This window comes from Brevibacillus sp. AF8 (assembly GCF_021270385.1).
Classification (GTDB): domain Bacteria; phylum Bacillota; class Bacilli; order Brevibacillales; family Brevibacillaceae; genus Brevibacillus.
Genome location: NZ_JAGQDN010000001.1, coordinates 114,844 through 133,632, shown reverse-complemented (window position 1 = coordinate 133,632; position 18,789 = coordinate 114,844). Strand labels below are relative to the sequence as shown.

19 protein-coding genes are annotated in these 18,789 nt (G+C 44.4%); 3 read left to right on the top strand and 16 right to left on the bottom strand.

Annotated elements, in window-relative coordinates; genetic code table 11:
- Nucleotides 1–32: 32 nt before the first annotated feature.
- The 4 genes from KB186_RS00460 to KB186_RS00445 form a co-directional block, all read right to left on the bottom strand.
- Nucleotides 33–674: a YczE/YyaS/YitT family protein gene (locus tag KB186_RS00460; RefSeq protein WP_232772855.1), complete on the bottom strand. Its 642-nt coding sequence runs from the start codon at nucleotides 672–674 to the stop codon at nucleotides 33–35.
- Nucleotides 675–781: 107 nt separating this feature from the next.
- Nucleotides 782–2,602 (bottom strand): PAS domain S-box protein, encoded by a 1,821-nt coding sequence (locus tag KB186_RS00455; RefSeq protein WP_232772854.1) that lies wholly within the window; start codon nucleotides 2,600–2,602, stop codon nucleotides 782–784.
- Between the two features lie 138 nt (nucleotides 2,603–2,740).
- Nucleotides 2,741–3,310, bottom strand: a complete 570-nt coding sequence (locus KB186_RS00450) for a cupin domain-containing protein (protein ID WP_232772853.1) — start codon at nucleotides 3,308–3,310, stop codon at nucleotides 2,741–2,743.
- 131 nt (nucleotides 3,311–3,441) lie between these two features.
- Nucleotides 3,442–4,125: an MOSC domain-containing protein gene (locus tag KB186_RS00445; RefSeq protein ID WP_232772852.1), complete on the bottom strand. Its 684-nt coding sequence runs from the start codon at nucleotides 4,123–4,125 to the stop codon at nucleotides 3,442–3,444.
- 127 nt (nucleotides 4,126–4,252) lie between these two features.
- Between KB186_RS00445 and KB186_RS00440 the strand changes: the two genes are divergently transcribed.
- Nucleotides 4,253–5,167, top strand: coding sequence for a LysR family transcriptional regulator (locus tag KB186_RS00440; protein ID WP_232772851.1), 915 nt, complete (start codon nucleotides 4,253–4,255; stop codon nucleotides 5,165–5,167).
- Nucleotides 5,168–5,306: 139 nt separating this feature from the next.
- On the opposite strand, the gene KB186_RS00435 is transcribed toward KB186_RS00440, so the two are convergent.
- The 3 genes from KB186_RS00435 to KB186_RS00425 all read right to left on the bottom strand — a co-directional run bounded on the left by KB186_RS00435 (nucleotide 5,307) and on the right by KB186_RS00425 (nucleotide 7,951).
- Nucleotides 5,307–5,762 carry a hypothetical protein gene (locus KB186_RS00435; protein WP_232773068.1) on the bottom strand — a complete coding sequence of 152 codons (456 nt, stop codon included), beginning with the start codon at nucleotides 5,760–5,762 and terminating at the stop codon, nucleotides 5,307–5,309.
- 125 nt (nucleotides 5,763–5,887) lie between these two features.
- A complete protein-coding gene (locus KB186_RS00430; protein ID WP_232772850.1) occupies nucleotides 5,888–7,252 on the bottom strand; it encodes a sensor histidine kinase in 1,365 nt (454 codons plus the stop codon).
- Nucleotides 7,253–7,264: 12 nt separating this feature from the next.
- Nucleotides 7,265–7,951 (bottom strand): response regulator transcription factor, encoded by a 687-nt coding sequence (locus KB186_RS00425; protein WP_173609229.1) that lies wholly within the window; start codon nucleotides 7,949–7,951, stop codon nucleotides 7,265–7,267.
- Between the two features lie 147 nt (nucleotides 7,952–8,098).
- On the opposite strand from KB186_RS00425, the gene KB186_RS00420 reads away from it, so the two are divergent.
- On the top strand, nucleotides 8,099–8,842 hold the full coding sequence (locus tag KB186_RS00420) for a C40 family peptidase (RefSeq protein WP_232772849.1): 744 nt from the start codon (nucleotides 8,099–8,101) through the stop codon (nucleotides 8,840–8,842).
- 123 nt (nucleotides 8,843–8,965) lie between these two features.
- On the opposite strand, the gene KB186_RS00415 is transcribed toward KB186_RS00420, so the two are convergent.
- On the bottom strand, nucleotides 8,966–9,817 hold the full coding sequence (locus tag KB186_RS00415) for a M15 family metallopeptidase (protein ID WP_232772848.1): 852 nt from the start codon (nucleotides 9,815–9,817) through the stop codon (nucleotides 8,966–8,968).
- A gap of 234 nt (nucleotides 9,818–10,051) precedes the next feature.
- Between KB186_RS00415 and KB186_RS00410 the strand changes: the two genes are divergently transcribed.
- A complete protein-coding gene (locus KB186_RS00410; RefSeq protein ID WP_232772847.1) occupies nucleotides 10,052–10,714 on the top strand; it encodes an S-layer homology domain-containing protein in 663 nt (220 codons plus the stop codon).
- 51 nt (nucleotides 10,715–10,765) lie between these two features.
- Here KB186_RS00410 and KB186_RS00405 read toward each other — a convergent pair whose 3' ends face one another.
- The 8 genes from KB186_RS00405 to KB186_RS00370 all read right to left on the bottom strand — a co-directional run bounded on the left by KB186_RS00405 (nucleotide 10,766) and on the right by KB186_RS00370 (nucleotide 18,788).
- The gene (locus KB186_RS00405) at nucleotides 10,766–11,602 is read right to left on the bottom strand and encodes a M55 family metallopeptidase (protein ID WP_173609233.1); all 837 of its coding nucleotides are present in this window, start codon (nucleotides 11,600–11,602) and stop codon (nucleotides 10,766–10,768) included.
- A 24-nt stretch (nucleotides 11,603–11,626) separates the two neighbouring features.
- A complete protein-coding gene (locus tag KB186_RS00400) occupies nucleotides 11,627–13,048 on the bottom strand; it encodes a serine hydrolase domain-containing protein (protein WP_232772846.1) in 1,422 nt (473 codons plus the stop codon).
- A 469-nt stretch (nucleotides 13,049–13,517) separates the two neighbouring features.
- Complete coding sequence (locus KB186_RS00395; protein WP_232772845.1) at nucleotides 13,518–14,237, bottom strand: anti-sigma factor; 720 nt, start codon at nucleotides 14,235–14,237, stop codon at nucleotides 13,518–13,520.
- Complete coding sequence (locus tag KB186_RS00390; RefSeq protein ID WP_221866967.1) at nucleotides 14,234–14,779, bottom strand: RNA polymerase sigma factor; 546 nt, start codon at nucleotides 14,777–14,779, stop codon at nucleotides 14,234–14,236. Before KB186_RS00390 ends, KB186_RS00395 begins: the two co-directional genes overlap by 4 nt.
- Before the next feature lie 96 nt (nucleotides 14,780–14,875).
- The gene (locus KB186_RS00385) at nucleotides 14,876–15,352 is read right to left on the bottom strand and encodes a hypothetical protein (protein ID WP_221866968.1); all 477 of its coding nucleotides are present in this window, start codon (nucleotides 15,350–15,352) and stop codon (nucleotides 14,876–14,878) included.
- A 12-nt stretch (nucleotides 15,353–15,364) separates the two neighbouring features.
- On the bottom strand, nucleotides 15,365–16,168 hold the full coding sequence (locus KB186_RS00380) for an extracellular solute-binding protein (RefSeq protein WP_221866969.1): 804 nt from the start codon (nucleotides 16,166–16,168) through the stop codon (nucleotides 15,365–15,367).
- 256 nt (nucleotides 16,169–16,424) lie between these two features.
- Complete coding sequence (locus tag KB186_RS00375) at nucleotides 16,425–18,008, bottom strand: lipase family protein (RefSeq protein WP_173609239.1); 1,584 nt, start codon at nucleotides 18,006–18,008, stop codon at nucleotides 16,425–16,427.
- A 51-nt stretch (nucleotides 18,009–18,059) separates the two neighbouring features.
- Nucleotides 18,060–18,788, bottom strand: coding sequence for a thioesterase II family protein (locus tag KB186_RS00370; protein ID WP_232772844.1), 729 nt, complete (start codon nucleotides 18,786–18,788; stop codon nucleotides 18,060–18,062).
- Between the last annotated feature and the right edge of the window lies 1 nt (nucleotide 18,789).

Genomic DNA, 18,789 nt, shown 5'->3' with positions numbered 1-18,789 from the left:
AAGGGTACTCAGTATGAGCACCCTTTTTTCTTTTACCCTGTTTTTGCTGTTCCGTACGGTTTTGCCAACATTCGTTCCCACATCGGAATAAACTGCTTGATCAGCGGTCCAATGGCAAGGGCCGTCACAAATGTCCCCACCGAAACAGGCCCGCCAAGTAACAAGCCCAACACCATGACCGTGCACTCTATACCGATCCTGACTTTACCGATGCCCCATCCCATTCGTTCATGTAATGCTAACATAAAACTGTCACGTGGACCCGCTCCCAATCGTGGTGATATATACATCCCTGTTCCGATCGTATAGATAAGCAGACCGACAACGAACAAAATAGCTCGTTCTACAACGGTCTCTCCTGTAGGAATCCAGTTCAGCCACATAAAAATGTCAATAAACAGCCCAAAGAAAAACATGTTTAAAAACATACCCACGTTAGGCCGGATCTTGCCAATGATGTAGGAAGCGAGAATGATCATGGCTCCCACGATCTGCGACCATATGCCGATGGTCAGTCCAAATGTCTTCTGTAATCCAATATGCAGTGTATCCCATGGCGCAACACCTAAATGAGCCTCAATCATCATGCCTATGCCTAACGCCATGACCGCCAGTCCGATCATAAACACACTGTATCGAACTGCAAGCGGATGAAGCAGAAACTTCCTCCACATGAATTTCTCCCCCTCTAATTATTCTGACTTTTCCAACGCGCGTAGGTGGAGATTTGGTGAATACTACCATATCAAAAACGATTTGCGAATTCATAAGGATCACCTTCCTATTTCGAAATGGGAAACATGATTTCTACGATGGTACCCTGGTTGATCTCACTTGAGATGGTGATGGTTCCTTGATGATCTTTCATTATTTTATTGCTGACAAGTAAACCTAAGCCTGTTCCTTTCTCTTTCGTGGTATAAAACGGTTCACCGAGCCTGGGCAGCAGTTCTTGGGAAATGCCACATCCATTGTCGGTAAAACGTATCAGCACTTGGTTATTAGGTAGACATGTGGTTTCTATACTGATTATGCCATTCGTCGTGATAGCATCGAGGGAATTTTTCAATATATTGATAAAGACTTGTTTTACTTGATTTTCTTCTCCATTAATCGCTATCGGAAAATGACTGAATATTGTGTTGATTGTAGTGTTGTTGAGATTTGCTTCTGATTCAAGAAACTTTACCACGCTTTCAATGAGCGGGTGTAAAAGAATCCGCTTCACATTCAGCGTTTGCGGTTTGGCCAATACAAGTAGCTCACTCACAATAAAGTTGATTCGATCTAACTCGGACAACATAATGTCTGTATAAGTAGCGCCCCCCGATAGTGTTGGCCGCAAATATTGGATAAAGCCTTTCAATGCCGTAAGCGGATTTCTTATTTCGTGCGCGATACTTGCAGCCAATTCACCGATGACGGACAACTTCTCTGTTCTGCGGAGAAGTTCTTCATTTTGTTTCCTCTCCGTTATGTCACGTGTAATATTGATGAAGTATTGATTTCCGCCATCCGAGCTAAAAAACGGCATCCCTCTTGATTCGAGGTAGATCCATTTCTCGTTTTCCAGTTTGTATCGATACTCACATGTAACCGGGATATCGAACTGAATCATCGTGGAAAATCGCTCACAGACGAGTGCTGCATCTTCTGGATGTATGTTCTCAAAAATAATATGGCTCGTACCTAATTTCTTCACATGGGAAGGTGAACTATATGATACGTGACCGTACTTATCCATCACGGAAATGAAGTCCGCCGTGTGTTCGGCAATGAAGCGATATTGTTCCTCGCTCTTGCGCAAGGCTTCTTCGGAGTGTTTCCGCTCGGTGATATTGCGTGAAACGAATAGAAAGCTATCAATCTCTTTGTTCTCAGACATAATCGGAACACAACGTGACTCCCAATACACCCACGATCCATTTTTATGACGTAATCGAATCTCCATTTGAACATTTTGGGGATGCATAGAGATTAAGGAACGCATATCTTTCACGGTTTTTACATCATCAGGGTGAATGAGATCAAAACTATTCGTTTGAAGAAATTCATCCTGAGTGTATCCCAAGTGGTGTTCGATAGAAGGAGATACAAAAAGATTATTCATGTGTACATCATGTTGGCAAATAACATCACTCGTATTTTCTACAAGGATGCGGTACTTTGCCTCGCTTTTCACAAGTGCTTCTTCCGCCATTTTGCGGTCCGTTATATCTCTGGCGATGACTGAAGTGCCTACAATCGTACCTTCTGTATCTCTTATAGGGGAAGCTGTTAGACCAACCTGAACGATCTCGCCATTTTTTCGTTGACGCACGGTCTCATAGCCCGTTATATTTTTTCCTGCAAATTTAATCTCGTGGAAAATGTCCTTTGTCTCGTTAATGAGATCTTCAGGTACAAGACAGTACGGGTCATTCAGGAGATCTTGATACGTCCAACCATAGATTTTTTCAAAAGCACTATTCAAAAAAAGTATATTACCCTGCATGTCCCTAATTGAAATCGCGTCCGTAGTCGTTTCAACAAGTGACTGAAGCAGCTCTTTCATGTTGAACTGTTCTTGTCTAAGGTTGATTCGCTGAGCTTCTTTATCCATAGGTTTATACCTTCCTTAAACGAAGATTGTGAATAATGTTAATATTCTATGCCCGTTGAAAATATCCTTGAGAAAATATCTATCCCACTAAAAAAATCCCGCCCCTTAAAAAGGAGCGGGAAATTCTGGCACCATTTCTTATTGAGGGCTTTGCTCAGAAGCCATGGCACTGGCTTTTGTCTCATGAACGGTGCCAAAGGGATGTTGCGGTGGCGCATAGATGGAGTATACCTTGAGCGGCGTATTGCCTGTATTGATGACATTGTGCCATGTGCCCGCGGGAACCATGATGGCATCGTTATCATTGACTCTTCGTTCAAAATCTAAATGATCTTGGCGATCACCCATCCGAACCAGTCCTTGACCTTCTTCCACTCGGATGAATTGATCTGTATTCGGATGGTTTTCTAAACCAATGTCGTCTCCAACATTTATGCTCATTAGCGTCACCTGCAAGTGCTTCCCTGTCCATAATGCCGTACGAAATGTGTTGTTTTGCTTTGTGGCTTGCTCAATATTCACGACAAAAGGCTTTGGTCCATAATCTCTCAATTCGATGGTATTCTGATAACGATCCCAGTATCGATTCCCATTCGCATGGCCCCAGTTGTAATAATGAGGGCTCCACCCATAGTGAAAATGGCTGTTATTCCAGCCGGCAAGCACGGGATAATACCCTTGATGGTAATGGTAATAGTTGTTGTACATCTCAATCTCCTCTCCAGTGTAAAGGATTTACCCTTTAGCCTATGTAGCTACCTGATGACAGGTAACTATGCCGAAGAGCAACTTCAGATGGTACTACACAACCATCACATTCTTTCTTGCCTTTATTGTCGTTATGCTTGGTGGCCGGTCATCCTTTCACGGGTATCAATTTCCACGCCGGATAATCGTTTGCTAAAGGTCGCTCGCCAATTTGAGGACAGTTCTTCTACTTCCAACAGATTTTTCATCCCATCGATATTGTCTTTTTCTTGATGCATGATTCGGTTTGCATACGATACAGTTATTGCCTTTGGGTGGCACGAGAGCCTTGTCAACACATCTGAATGCGATACCAGCCCTTCTTTCAACACGCGAAAATAGAAGCCGGTATAGCCTGTCTCCTGTACCTTAAGCAGCATTTCAGGTACACCATATCGTACAGACAATTTGTAACAGGGCTGTCTCGGTTGACTCACCTGTACGACCGCTTCCCCTAGCTGAAAGGTATCACCGATACAAACATCCGTTTCTACTAATCCCCGGATCGTCAAATTTTCTCCGAAGGCACCGATTGGAAGCTCCGTCTGTAATTCAGCCTCCCAAAATGGGTAGTGCTCATAGGGATAGACGCATACAGCCTTTTCTTTCCCTCCATGGTGGACAAGATCTGCTTGCCCATCTCCCTCCAAGTTCAAAAAGGATAAATATAGAGCCTTTGTGGTCGGGGTTTTGTAAATACCGGTAGAAACCTCTTTGTTTTGATACGGTACCTGTTTGGGTTTCCCTACATTTATCGAAAGGATTTCGATATTCACAAGCGATCACCTCATACTTTCATGAAAATGTATATTGTGCAGTACATTCATATAAATTTATAATGGTTTATTCTATAATGATAGGATAATCCTATTATTAGATCATAAATCGCTGGAGGGATGGTCGTTGGAGCTCAAGCAATTAGAGTACTTTATGGCACTGTGCCAGGAGTTGAATTTTACTCGTGCAGCCGAGAAATTAGGTATTGCACAACCTTCACTCAGTCAGCAAATTCGTTTGCTTGAGCATGAAATCGGCATGCCCTTGTTTGATCGCATCGGCAAACGAACGGTTATGACGGAAGCAGGCAAAACATTGCTTCACCATAGCTATCATGTGTTTCATGAATTGTCACAGGCGCGTGCAGCGATTAGCGAGCTGCAAGGCTTAAGCAGAGGTGCATTAAAGATTGGTGTACTGCTGACAGTTGTCAATTACTTGCTCCCGCCTACTGTTATTGAGTTTCACCAGCGTTATCCAAAGGTTGAATTGTCTGTTTTCGGGTTGAGAACCGGTGATATTTATGAAGGACTTCTGAAAAACGAACTCGATCTGGGGATTGTTTTTTTGCCTATGGAGCATGACGATCTGGAAACCATTCCGCTCTATACAGAAAATCTGGCATTAGGAGTTCCTGCTGATCATCCGCTCGCGAAGGAAACGTTTGTTTCGCTTACGATTTTGAAAGAAACCCCCTGCATTTTATTGCCGAACACGTACTTTTTGCGTCAGTTGATTGATGAAAGGTGTAAGGAGCTGGGCTTCTCGCCACAGCCTGTTTTGGAAATGACCACAATGGAATCGATTACGAATATGGTCGGGCAAGGTGTCGGTGTCACGGTACTTTCGAAAGGCTACCTCGACTATATCGATGATAAACGGATTCGCACGATTCCGATCCAACAACCTAATATGACGGCGCAAATCGGTATCGTTTACCGGAAAAACAAGTATTTGTGTGCAGCAAGCCGAGTTTTTATGGAGCAGTTGATTGCTTCGGTTAAGCGTGATGAAGGTGGATCATGCGTGAGTCAAGATTAGTTTATGATGAGGCGAATCATTGTTCAATAGCATCGTTGTTATCATTTCGATAGGTATTCCCTATCATTTGTCAGGTACTCAGGTACTTATGAATCACCTGTATTCGGCTTAAAATGAAAATGAATGCAGCTTATGGTTATCATAGGGAATCACGATGAATAAAGCCTTTGAACGCTTCAACAAATTCTCTATACTGGCTTTTTTCGAAAGCTAAAGGCGGAACATGGATCGGTTTTGACATGTCCACGCCATATCCGAACGTTTTCCAAATGATGTAATCCTTCGCCTCCTCTACATACGTGGTGACAACTGTACAAGAGAAATCCATGTCATCCGAACAAACCAAAATAGGAAGAGCAACATTTGTAAAAGAAAGCAATGCGAGGACTTTTTGTTGATCGCGATTATCAAACAGTCCGATAGGTGGCACTAATAAATCAAAAGAACGACTCTGAGTATTTTGATTCAAATAGTCATTCAAAGTGATGTCATTGATTGTAATGACGTATTGGGGATGCTGAAAACCCTTCATCTGATCTTGGCGTATTTCGATTTTACTATGTATGTATTTATGGGCCTTACCCACTATAAGCACCTCCGTCAAGGATGACTCTTTGTATTGACTCCCTTTCATTTTACATGTTCATAAATCAGAACACTATGAGAAACGAAGGCTCTGGAATGCACGCTCACAGAGCCAATCGTTACTCTTTCGTGTCGTCAATCTATTCCCGCTTTTTTCAACGAAACATGAACACTCAAGCCTCTATCCGCAGAAGGAGCAATAGAGATGCTTCCCTCGTGATCTGCGACAATCGCTTGGGCGATGGCCAGACCAATCCCGCTTCCGCCCCTTTTTCGCGTACGGGATTTGTCCACACGATAAAATCGCTTAAAAAGGTGGGGAATCTCTTTTGCCTGAATACCGATCCCTGTATCCTCTACCACAATGTGCACAGCCTCTTCATCCCCATATGCGCGTACCTTCACTTGTCCTTCATCTGTATATTTCCGTGCATTGTCCAAAAGGATGTCCAACAACTGGCGAATCCGCTCCCGATCCATCAAAAGGACAATCGCTTCTTCCCATTCAAAAAGCAGCTTAATTTGTGGAGGGAAAATGGGAACCCACGCTTGCTTTACTTCCAGAAGCAGAGGGGTTAGTGGCTGCACGACTTTCCTTGAGCCTAGTTGTGAGTTATGCTGCAATTTGGCTAGCGACAACAGATCATCGATGAGTTTGAAAAGTCGTTTACACTCCTGCTCCACAGCAGCGAGTGCTTCGTCCCTTACTTCTGGTTTGTGCTGCCCCCATCTTTGCAGAAGACTTACATACCCTTCAATAATCGAGAGCGGTGTACGTAATTCATGAGAGGCATCTGTGACGAATCTCTGCTGATAGACCATTGCTTCTTCCATACGATCTAACAACAGATTAAAGGCATGGATCAACTCGTAGATTTCACTCTCTACGTGATGATGGTGAATTCGCTGGGAGAGACGTTGAGGGAAAATGGAATGGATTTGCTGGATAAGATGATCGAGAGGCTTCAGTCCCCAGTTGCTCAACCAGTAGCCTCCAATCGCCGAAAGTAGCAAGGTAAAAAAGGACGAGAGAAAAAGAATCGTGAGCAGGATGGAAAAATACCATTCAAGTGCTTCTGTCGTAGTAGAAATTTGCACAAACAAAAGCTCCGATGTGAACGGTAGCTGCACAGGTTCTTTAGCAACCAAGGTCCTTTCATAATAGTCTTCCGGCTCTTTTGTCCAATTGGCTCCCTGTATTGAAGCGATTTCCTTGCCGTTTTGGTCGCTGATGTTGATGAATTGATTGACGTCAGCGTAATTGGTTAGCAAACGCGTCAGATAGGGAATCTTCAAAGATGCTTCTTCGGTGATTTCTGTTTTCAAATCGGCTGCGATGGCCGTCGCTTTTTGATTGAGTAATTTTTGCTCATGTTGATGGACGAGATTAGAGGTACTGAAAAAAATAAAAATAGACAAAAAGAGAAGCAAAACCAGCATGCCAGAGCTAAAAAACAGTGTCAGTCTCCATTTGAGTGAGTATCTGCGAGGTGTAAGCACTGCGTTCTCCTTCTAATCTCGTAGTGTATAGCCGATTCCTCGAACAGTATGTATCAGTTTGACGGATGGATCACTTTCAATCTTGTTTCGCAAATACCGGATATACACATCCACGATGTTGGTATTCCCCATAAAGTCAAAGCCCCAAACGGCTGTAAGAATTTGCTCTCGCGAGACCGCTTGCTCTTTGTTTTGAACCAGATAATAAAGCAAATCAAACTCGCGTGGGGTCAACATGATTTCCTCGTCATCGAGGAACACCCGCCGTGCGTTGGGCTGGATACGCAAGCGACCAACCACTATCTCCTGATTCGCTTTTGATTCCCGCTGACGTAACAAGGCCCGAATCCGGGCAAACAACTCCTCGATGGCAAACGGCTTCGCCAGATAGTCATTGGCTCCACTGTCTAGCCCCGTGACGATATCTGGAACCTCTCCACGAGCCGTGATCATGATAATGGGGACATCCTTGGTTTCCCGTATGCGCCGGCATAGTTCGATCCCCGATAATTCGGGCAACATGACATCCAGAAGAATGAGGTCGTACTCAATCGTCAGTGCCTTTTCTAATCCGGAAAGCCCGTCGTATTCAATATCCGTCGAAAATCCTTCATTCTCCAACTCCAACTGTAAGTATCTTGCCAAGTTATGCTCATCCTCCACGAGCAGCAAATAGCCTTTTCCATCTGGCGTAGGCATGCATATCATCTCCGTTTGAATATCTTACCAACAGTTTTCTCAGGAAACTCTCATGAAATTCTACCGGGAATCTTAGTTTTATTCTGTACGATAAGAGCGTGGACGAGAAACATACAACAAGATTAACCATTCAGAAGGAGGAACATCATGACAAAGCGAAACTGGAAAGGTACTACTACGGTCGTAGCTATTCTAATGGGAACTTCTCTTCTCATGAACGGACAAGCCTACGCGGCTTCTGAGACAGGTCTCACCTCCACAACTACACATAATCAGGATAAACTGCAGAAAAAACATAAGAATGACCAGAACCTGCAACAGATTATCGAAGAATCCATTGCAAATCAGGGCAATGGACAGGCTGAAATGGACCAATTTGATCAAATGGTTCAAGATGGTATGAATAACGACCTGACAGCCAACGAGGAGAGTACTACTGATAGTAATCTGAATAAACAGACGAAAGATACTGCTGCTTCATTTGATCACAATACTTCTGCCTCCTCTTCTGACATTGCCGATCAGGTCATTTCCGAAGGATTGAAGTATAAAGGCGTTCCCTATAAATACGGTTCGAGCAAAAAAACAACACGTACATTTGATTGCTCTTCCTTTACACAGCGAGTGTTTAAAGAGGTTGGCGTAAAACTGCCTAGAGACTCGCGACAACAGTCCAAAGTCGGTCAAAAAGTCTCGAAGGATCAACTGCAAAAAGGGGATCTCGTGTTCTTCCACAGCTATGGCAGCTCGTCTTCTCGCATTACCCATGTTGCCATCTACGCTGGAGACAATAAGCTGCTGCACACGTATGGTAAACCTGGAGTTACGACAACCAAATTCAAAGGGACTTCCTGGGAAAAACGCTTTGAGCTTGGAAGACGTGTGATTTAATCATCTTCGGTGCCACACAAAAAGACTGCTGAGTGCTTCAGCAGTCTTTTTCATCATCACTGTAACGAAGGAAGCAGGAGAAACATGTTCCGCTACCCTACTTTGTAAAAGAATCTCAGCAAACTACAAAAACTCTGTCACAATGACACCTTCCTGATTGTCGCCTGAAAGCACATATTTTCCATTGGTAGGCACTTGAATCATGATGCTAGTATTTACCGGATAATAATAAATTTTGTAGTCGCCACCATTTATACTCCCCGACACTTCCTTTGCTTCTCGCAAGTAATTCACGTATTCCTCCAGGGAGAATTGACGCTCCTGCATAATAGCGCTGTGTGGCAAACCTATAAATCGGTAATGCATAGGATTATAAGGAATGCCAGTGATTGTGACCTTTTCCTTTGGATAGCGAAGAATGAACCCGTATTTCCAAGCGTTTTCTTGTAGCCACTTCCCTTCAGGAGATTGGTCGATTTTCATTTGTGTGGATGCAACATCCAAGGCTGTTCCCAAATGATGTTCCTTAAAACAATCTGGCAATGCACCTTCGTCATGTCCCTTTTCTTCAGCCGGTTTTCCCGTTTTTTCCAAACTTCGATAGCCGCTTTTGATCATAAAATCATTTACATTGTCACTGCTTGCTGCACCGGCCATCTCGTTGAACGCCTCCGCTGCGTTCTCAGACAATTCAATAGAATTATCTTGCAAGCGATAGCCTTCCACCAAATATTTGTGCGAAGACAAAAGGATCACATCGGATGGGACAGCCTCTGAATGGATCGGATGGTTCTTGTTGACTAATAACAGATCGCCCTGATAAATCTGGTCTTGTTCAACGCGAATCGCTTTGTATTTCGGGAAAGCTGCCGTGTACGGCTCTTTTTGTTCCCATAAAGCATCTATGAATGTCCGCAAGAATGGATAACCCAATAGCAATAAAAGAATACCTAGTAAGAGAAACCTCTTTTTCATTTCCATTTCCTCCATGGTTCGAGCGCATGTTGTTTTTTTCAATATGATGGTACTAGGCAATGTTAAATGAAATCGTGGTCAAAAGATAAAGTTTTCCTTAAATATTTTTACTGTAAACAAACTGAAAATTTTCAAGGTCCCTTGATATTCGATAGGAGCAAAGGAAAGCTGAAACGTTGTCAATTATTGCTCGTCAAATGGAGTGAAACTTCAAAAATAGACGAGGTGGCTACCATGAATGTCAGACAACGTACGATTTCTCTTTCTTTCCTTGCATTGTTAACCGTGTCATTCGCCCAACCAAGCTTTGCTGCAACGACTCCTTTTACGGATCTCGTCCAATCTGGAGCAAAGGATAAAATTCTTTCCTTACAGCAAGAAGGTGTGATAAAAGGCGTAGATGATAACAAGTTCGCACCTAATGAAACGATAACAGCTGCTCAAGGTATTCAACTGATTGTAAATGCCTTTGATTTGAATCTGGCAGCGATCCGTTTTGTAAAAGCTCCACAAGCCAATGACTTTTTTTCCAAAGCAGATAACGAGGCTTGGTATGCAGAGAGTCTCATCATAGCGGCTGTGAACGGTTTGGAGTTACCAGCTGATCTCGATCCGAACGCTGAATGGACTAAAGAGCAATTCATTCACCAGCTGATGAGAGTGATGGAGACCAAAGGTAATCTTCCCATGATCAAACTAGTGCCGGTAGAAATCAAAGATGATCATGACCTCACCGTGGATTATCAAGGCTCCATTCAACGAGCTTTGGCAAGAGATGTGATCGAATTGGATAAGGAAAACAAGCTCCATCCGCAAAAGCCCATCACGCGTGAAGAGGCAGCCGAAATGATTTATAATGCCCTTGCTTATTTGAAAAACCATAAGCCTTTGAACTAAAACAAAAAAATGCAGCGATCCTCGTGAAGAGGGGCTGCATTTTTTACTTACTTAACCAGTAATCATCTGATTTACTTGCCCGGTTATCAACAGCATCGCTTGCAAGACAGGCATCATACTGACAAGATCAGACGAATGGAAGCGTACCGTGCGTCCTTCGATGAGTTCAATTCCTGGCATCCAGCTGACTGCTGTGGCAAATTGTGATTTTGTAAACTCGACTTCTATCGTATTCTCTACTCTTTGCTCAAGCGGTTTCACTGTATTGCGATGGAGCAATGCCTCTTTTGCCCGCTGACGGATCAGCTCTCTCGCACGGACGGGATGCATCGCTTGCGACGAGAGTCCAGTTATCCCTGTTTTTACAGCGACTGTAAAGACTCCAGGGATATGTTCTTCCACCTCCTTAGCCGTTTGGGAATCTCCGGTAACGAGTACGACTGGGACACCGAAGGCTCCTGCGATTGCTGCATTTAAACCCGCTTCGCCCACCTCTTTGCCATTTAAGATAAGCCTATGGATAGCGAGGCCAGACAGTGTATGATTGAGTACTGCATCTCCTGTTCCCGCTTTTCCATGATAACCGATGAAAAATGCGGCATCGCAGCTACTGTCGATTCCCTGCATCATACAGAGAGGCTTGAAAAAACCGCGGATGACATCTGCCTGTGGGTGCAATTCTTCCAGGATGATATTGTTCATCGGTCCATGAGACTCATTGACGATAATTTCGGTAGCTCCTGCTTCCAGTGCACCCTCAATCGCCGCATTAACATCTTGGGTCAGCAGTCTTCTCCCCGCTTCGTAATGTCTGCGACCGGGGATCACATCCTCCCATTCACTAAGTCCGGATATCCCTTCCATGTCCAACGAAATAAACACCTTCATGAGAAACTTCCTCCCTATCTTCGATTAGGTTGCTTTCGGTATTTGGCGCGATCCAAAGGCCATGCGCTTGATCTTACCGTCTGGATGGCGAACAAAGCGGATGAGTGAATCGATGTTGTGGCGCGTGAACAGAAACGTGTCTTCGCCCACGGAACGCAGTGGAAACACATCATTGCCTAAAACGAGTAAGAGCTGTCTCTGTGCTTCATCGAATCTAATCTCTACTGCGTCTCCTTCTCCTGATTTATATGTACCAGGGCATTGCTGCAAGGAATCAAGCGACACTTCCCTATCAGGAAACGTGGCGAACTGCGTCTCGAGCGGGCGACCGAACATGCTGTTCAATAAACCTAATGTCAGATTGGTAATGGGGGCATCATCCATGTTGGTCAAAAGAACGCCGGTTACTCCCGCCTCTGGGATGATGAACATTTGTGCTGTGATCCCTTTTAAGCCGCCGGTATGGGTGAGTAACGTGTAATCTTCAGTAAATGGAAGTACGCCGAGTCCGTTACCATAGCTGCGACTCAAGTCAATGCGTACATGAGGAGCAGTCATTTGTGACACGCTATCTCCCGAGATGATTCTCGCTCCATTTGAAAGCCCGCCTGTCCGATAGACATCCGCATACCGAAGCATGTCACGTGCGGACGATTTGAGAAAGCCTGCTGCACGCATGGAGGGAGCATCCCACCAACCAGGGGCACGTACAACCTCACGAACACCATCATTCATGCGACATGTGTACAGCATGGTAGTATTGTCGTCCTCTCCTAATTCCTCTACATGAAAAACCGTTCGTTCCATGCCAACCGGCTGTAAAATATGCTCTTTAACATAGTCTTCATATGTTTTGCCGCTGACACCCTCAATAATTGCCCCCAGCAAGCCAAAAGCTTCGTTCGAATAGCTGAATTCTGTCCCGGCAGGTCCCAACAATTCGAAGGGCAGCTTCTCTATATATGCCATGAGGTCTTCGAAGGTATCGATTGGGTGTTTACATTGCGCTTCAAAATGTTGGAGTAATTCTTGTGCTGTCGGATCGGCTTGTAAACTGGGTAGCATTGCGGGAATGAGAGATGGAAGTGGTGGAAATCCGAGGGTATGGGTCATGAAATGATGAATGGTGATGCTCTTCGTTTGGGCTTCATCCGGTGTGCGAAACTCAGGCAAATACGTGATGACCGGATCATGTACGGAAAGCTTTCCTTCTTCCTGAAGCTGCATGATCGCCATGCATGTAAACGACTTCGTAATTGACCCGATGCCAAATACCGTATCCAGATCGATAGGAGCTTGCTTTTCGCGGTCTCGATAACCAAACCCTTTTCCGTAAGCGAGTTCCCCGTCTTTGGCTACCGCAATGATCGCACCGGGAACCTGAAAATCATCCATCAGCTTTTCGACGTATGCTTCAAATGACGCTTCCCACTCATTCATCTTCATGTCATACCTCCTTAGATTTATTACATACAAACCGGAAAGCAATTTCAGTTTTTTAATTCCGAAGTGTACACTTCAAAAAAACAAGGATATGAAGTTCATGCACTAGTAGAATTATAAGCGGCAGATGAAAAAACAACAATATATAATTCTGAAAATAATTAATTTTCACAACGAAACACAATTAAATAAAAATGGCCCTTCGTCTTGTATGACGCACGTCAATCAGAAACTTTAAAATGTAAAAGAAACAATCTCTTATTAGAATAAAAAATAGAGTAATAGCTGCCGGTTTTAACACCAGCAGCCTCTGTTTGTGTTTGCCTTACTATCGAACATATAAGGCTCAACTGGCCGAGCCGTGTGGACATATGCGGAATCCATAGGGGAAGTTTCTTGAAGATGAGCACACGTTCGCACGATACGGTTAACCAGATATTTAAAATATGAATCTGTCCTTTTCTGTTACCATCTATGAGCCGGCTATTTTTTTTCCTCTTGGTTGTCTGCTGTTTGCGTCTGGTTCGACAGTAATGCCGATTTGATCAAAAGTCTGCCCTTCGGCGAGCTGGTAGGTCAGTAATCCGAATCCGTTTTCGTCCGGCTTGAATATGCCACCATTTTCTCTCTTGCTGTTTTTCAGCAGCCAAACCTGGTAAACCTGTGAACCTTCGACGCCGGGCAATTCGTGAACCTGCACCACCAAATTTTTCTCTGATCCCTGCTGGACAATATAGGCGACACCATTTGTTTCCGGGTGGCTTTGATTGGCTGCTTTTAAGGGAATCGCCGTTACAATTTCAATGGGGACATTTTCCTCATGGCGATTTTCTACTTGTATATTCGCTATTCCAAGGCCAATAAACGCGAGCAACAAGACGGTCACCATACTCGTTGAAACGGGAGTGAACTGGCTTTTAAGCATCATGGCGAGCTTGTTCATCTTAACCATGAATGTTTCCGTACCGCTTCTTTTGGGCTCAAAAACAAACCCAAGTACCTCGCCTTTTAGCGATTCAGGCACCTCGATTTCAGTATAATCGAACGGCAAAGCATGCCAGGCCTGGGATAATTCCTGATATTCTTTTTTACACTCCGCACAATTCTTTAAATGTTCAGCAAAGGCCATGTGTTCGCTCTCCTTGAGCTCATTTGCTATATATGAAATTAAATGATCACAAACCCTTCTCATTTTATATCCTCCATCTCCAGATGCTTCCTCAATCCTTTAAGAGCCTGGTGAAGCCTGCTTTTAATCGTGCCAAGCGGCTCTTGTTCCAGCTTGGCGATCTCTGAAAGAGAATACCCTTTCCAATATAGCAGATCGATTAATTTTCTTTGGGCCGTCGGCAATTTGTTTTTCGCCATCGCAATATCATTCGTATTTACTCGTTGCTCGACTGCATTTGCAGGATCGGCGATCTCTTCATGTTCCTCTTGATGGTGTTGCGTATGCTTCTTCTCTTTGCGAAGGTAGTCAATGCATATATTGCGGGTAATCGTGAGCAGCCAATTTACAAAGCTGCCTTGAGCAGGATCGTAATGGCTGTTTGTTGTCCATAGCCTCAAAAAGACCAGCTGAATAATTTCTTTCGTCTTATCCTCATTCCCATTGCAAAACTTCATAACGAAGCCGTAAACAAGCTTTATATATCGATCATAGAGCTCCTCTAATGCGTGACCATTTTTTTCGTTAACCAATCGCATTAATTCCGCATCGTAATTTTCTTTCATGTGGCACTCCCTGCTTTTGGATAAAAATTATACTGCCATAACCCTTTTTTAAAAGTAAAGATGGGAACGACCGCGACTGATCGTTCCCTGGGAGGCTTATTCAAATGTTGTTTCGCTGTTTACGACAAACCATACTTCTTTTACTCCTTGTCCGTTTATATCCCCTTCTTGCTGGTCTTTTGCAAAATAATAGAGAGGAAAGCCTTTGTATGTAACCTGCTTCTTCCCGTTGTCTTCTCTTGTGATCGTACCGAAATCCTTTTTGTCAAAACCTTCTGGGACTGCGAAATTCTCCTGGGTAAATGCCGGCCAGTTTGCCAGGCATTCCCCGCTGCAATTGCTTTTTCCTGCTTCGTCCTTTTTAAAGTAATACAGGGCCCTTCCCTGTGGATCCGCCAAATACTCTCCTGCTTTTTCATTCTTCAAAAGCTGGAGGGCTTGTTCGGATTTAGTTGGTTCCGTTTTGGCTTGATCGGGTTGAACCGCCTCTGTATTTACCTCCGTGCTTTTTCCACAAGCAGCCAAAGCAAAAATAATCAAAAGCATTGCAAGTGTAAAAACTACTTTTTTCATGTATGTTCCTCCTTACTTCCAGCCCCATTTTTGAAAGATTTGGTGAGATTTTTCCGTTCTTAAATAATCAATAAATTGCTGTGCCTCTTTTTTCTGATCAGTGATTTTTGTCAGGGCGATCGGCGTTCCACGATAGAGTTTTTCTTCTTCGGGCAGTTCGACCAGGTCAGTCACATCCTGGAGCCGGTAATGCCACGATTCATAGGTAATCCAGGCGTCCAGACTGGAATTCGATTTCCATCGTTCAATGGCTTCGGCACTCGACTTTACAGAAACGGTAATATTTTGAGTAATGCCTCCGATCAGCCCTTTTCTGCCTGCCAGGTCTTCCCACAGGCCAAGCTGGCCAGCCCCATTCACATCCATTATTTTTACTCCCTTTTTCGTTAAATCCTCCAGACTTTCAATCTTCTTAGGATTTCCTTTCCTCACCAATATTCCTGCAGCACGTGCGTAAAGCTCCGTACGTGTTTTGGTGTCGATCATGTCGGGGTAGTTAAAGATAAAGTCCTGCAGCATATACTCGGAGCCACCGAAAATAATATCTGCATCTTGCTTTGCTTGACCGATCCACTTGCTCTCTGGTCCGGCTGTTATTTCCACCTTCATTCCCGTCTCAGCTGAAAAATGTTCAGCAGCTTCTTTGATCGGTCCAAGTGGTCCACCTGGTCCGTACACCCGGATGACTTGGTCACTTTGGCTAGAATTTGGTGTCGCCTGGGACGCCGGCTTACCGTCCATTTGTGCATAGGCTGACATTCCGGCAGCCGTAGTGAAAAAAAGCAGTAGAACTGCTAGGCACACGGTCTTCCTCATGATTCTTCCTCCATTTCACACTTGTTTTTTAATGGTACTATCAAAGGAAACGAAGGGAGGCTGTAAACGGTTTGATTGTAATTGTGAAATAGTTAGAAAGTTACATAAAACGATGAAAAACTAGACTGGTGAAGAATAAATAAAGATCTCCGCACAACCTACGCCAGTCTGGCCAGGTGTGGTGATCTTTGTCTTTGAGATGCCGTTGTAAACAGAAAAAAACGACCCTTTTTCAGGGCCGTAAAATAGTTTGCTCTTATTTTTCTAATTCTCCATCGCTATTTGTTACCGCAAAGTTGTAATTAATAGAGCGTGTAAATGGTTCGCCATCCTCATTGATGCCAGTTACGTCAAAGGAGAGATTATAAACACCTGGCTTCGTCGGCACAGTAAAATTGCCAGTAAGCTCATCTTCTTTTACGGCAAACTTCACTTCATCAAGGACGCTTGCTTTTTCGCCGTTCATGGAACGAGTCAGGTTTGCTTTTTCCAGTAACGATTGATCAATTTCGTTTTTGCCCAGGTCGACGGAAATCTTCGCTTTGTCGCCTTTCTTGAATACCTTTTTGCTCGCCTTTACTTTCGCTTCTTCTCCACCATCCACGGAACCAACCATGAAAAAGGCGTCGTCAGAGCCCTCCACTTCAAGTGTCCATTCGCCTGCTTCAGGTTCCTCTACTTCAATGAAGTGATGAACAGCATCTTGGAATATCCCGGGCTCATCTTCCGAGTTGCTTTTTTTACTAAGATCGGCCTCATACTCTTTGCCAGACGGACTGATCAGGGTCACAACGGTGTCTTCCGACGAGGTCATCGTATCAAGATTCAGCTTATCGATTCCGCTCTCCAGGAAAAATGTTTCGGAGGTGTTGTCTTCCACTTCGCCTCCGCGGAGAATAACGGAGCTTTCTTCTACAGTGGTTTCTTTCGATTTGTCTTTGCTTATTTTATTTGCACGTTCTTTAATGGATGCGTTTTGCAATTTCGGCTGAACCAGATCCCATGTTTGTGAGGCTTTCGCTATTTGACCGTGGGAAACGTCTTTTGTAAAGCTCTTGATCCCATACGGCAAACCGAAGGCAGACTCAACAGAAACGGCTCCATCGTCTTCACCAGGAAGAACCGCATGACCAAACCAGGTAGCACTAAACCAGCCATCATCCCCTGTTCCAGCGGCCATGTATGTCTTTGTTGAACTATTTTCGCTACGGCTGTCAGTCTGCGCACGGAAGTTGGCCATATAGGACGTTTGCAGGGAATACACGGCATCATCTTTTTTGCCAAGAATGTCAGCGAGCCATCCCGCCCAGTTGCTGTACGCCATGTCAGCCAATTCTGAACCTTTGTTTGGCGTGGAAAGCTGGTGAACTACGTTGACATACGGATGTGCGCCATAGTGAACGAGCGCTGTCTGTGTATCGATGCCACCTTTGGAATGTGCAATGATATTGATTTTGGAAACACCGTAATAATCTGCAACCTTTTTAATGACTTCGGCGAGCTTGGCTCCGTTTGTCCACATGTTTCCACCAGTACCATCCGCGTCCTTCAGTTGTACAAATGCGGTACGATACCCGGCGTTATAGGCTGCATCATAATATCCGTCTGTTGTATACCAGGTATTGTAGGTGGAGTGCAGACCCTGGACAAACAGGATCACGGGCTTGTCTTTGGATGCATTGGGAGGAACCGCACCTGTGTACCAGTCACCAAAATGACCACTTGGATTGTCGTCATGCAAAACCGGAGCTGGAGCGGCTGCGCTTGCTGCTTGCGGGTAGACCAGCGCCGTTGATAATGTAACGGCCGCTAGCAAACGAGATAGTGCTTTCTGATTCATGAAAAGAACACCAACCTTCACCTTTGGATTTATTGTTGCCGTACACAATTGTTAAAATGGTGCACGGATTGCAACTGCCTGTTCTACCTTCAATGTGTCTTGAATAATCACCATGATCGTATTCATTTGCTGATGAATAAAGAAATGCCCACCAGGCATGGGGTAAAATTTGCATTCTCCCCCGCAATAGTCTCGCCATGCCACAATATCTTGGATTTCAATAGAATCTTCTTTCCCAAACAATACCGTCATATTGACAGGGATTTGTTTGGGAAGCTCATTATTCATTTCATAAGTTTGCACGGCCTGGAAATCAGCGCGAATCATAGGCAAAAATACCTCCAAGATCTCGTGATTATCCAAAACTTCATTGGGAGTGCCCCCAAGTGTACGAAGCGATTCGATGAACTCGTCATGCGGCAGGTTGTATGTTTTCACCAGCTTCTGATACGCATGTGGCACGCGGGAGGCAGACAGGAACAAGTGCTGGGGCAGTGGCTTTCCATTCTGCAACAGCTTTCGCGTCAGTTCAAACGCAATTAATCCGCCCATACTGTGGCCAAAAAAGGCAAAAGGTTCTTCCCCCAGCTCTGGTGTAATCCGGTTGTATACATCCTCCAAGACCTCATAAAACGAGGTGGAAAGAACCATGCTATCGCCAATTAATGAAGGCCGTACCTCGAATGGATCAATTTCCAATAACGCTGGCGACACTACCCGCTTCCACCCGTAATAGATGCTGGGAAGCCCACCTGCGTACGGAAAGCAGAACAATTTCATC

Coding starts and splice junctions, on each gene's coding strand:
- KB186_RS00460 (WP_232772855.1), bottom strand. CDS start 674: ATGTGGAGGAAGTTTCTGCTTCATCCGCTTGCAGTTCGATACAGTGTG.
- KB186_RS00455 (WP_232772854.1), bottom strand. CDS start 2,602: ATGGATAAAGAAGCTCAGCGAATCAACCTTAGACAAGAACAGTTCAAC.
- KB186_RS00450 (WP_232772853.1), bottom strand. CDS start 3,310: ATGTACAACAACTATTACCATTACCATCAAGGGTATTATCCCGTGCTT.
- KB186_RS00425 (WP_173609229.1), bottom strand. CDS start 7,951: ATGCCTACGCCAGATGGAAAAGGCTATTTGCTGCTCGTGGAGGATGAG.
- KB186_RS00420 (WP_232772849.1), top strand. CDS start 8,099: ATGACAAAGCGAAACTGGAAAGGTACTACTACGGTCGTAGCTATTCTA.
- KB186_RS00415 (WP_232772848.1), bottom strand. CDS start 9,817: ATGAAAAAGAGGTTTCTCTTACTAGGTATTCTTTTATTGCTATTGGGT.
- KB186_RS00410 (WP_232772847.1), top strand. CDS start 10,052: ATGAATGTCAGACAACGTACGATTTCTCTTTCTTTCCTTGCATTGTTA.
- KB186_RS00405 (WP_173609233.1), bottom strand. CDS start 11,602: ATGAAGGTGTTTATTTCGTTGGACATGGAAGGGATATCCGGACTTAGT.
- KB186_RS00400 (WP_232772846.1), bottom strand. CDS start 13,048: ATGAAGATGAATGAGTGGGAAGCGTCATTTGAAGCATACGTCGAAAAG.
- KB186_RS00395 (WP_232772845.1), bottom strand. CDS start 14,237: ATGAGAAGGGTTTGTGATCATTTAATTTCATATATAGCAAATGAGCTC.
- KB186_RS00390 (WP_221866967.1), bottom strand. CDS start 14,779: ATGAAAGAAAATTACGATGCGGAATTAATGCGATTGGTTAACGAAAAA.
- KB186_RS00385 (WP_221866968.1), bottom strand. CDS start 15,352: ATGAAAAAAGTAGTTTTTACACTTGCAATGCTTTTGATTATTTTTGCT.
- KB186_RS00380 (WP_221866969.1), bottom strand. CDS start 16,168: ATGAGGAAGACCGTGTGCCTAGCAGTTCTACTGCTTTTTTTCACTACG.
- KB186_RS00375 (WP_173609239.1), bottom strand. CDS start 18,008: ATGAATCAGAAAGCACTATCTCGTTTGCTAGCGGCCGTTACATTATCA.
- KB186_RS00370 (WP_232772844.1), bottom strand. CDS start 18,788: ATGAAATTGTTCTGCTTTCCGTACGCAGGTGGGCTTCCCAGCATCTAT.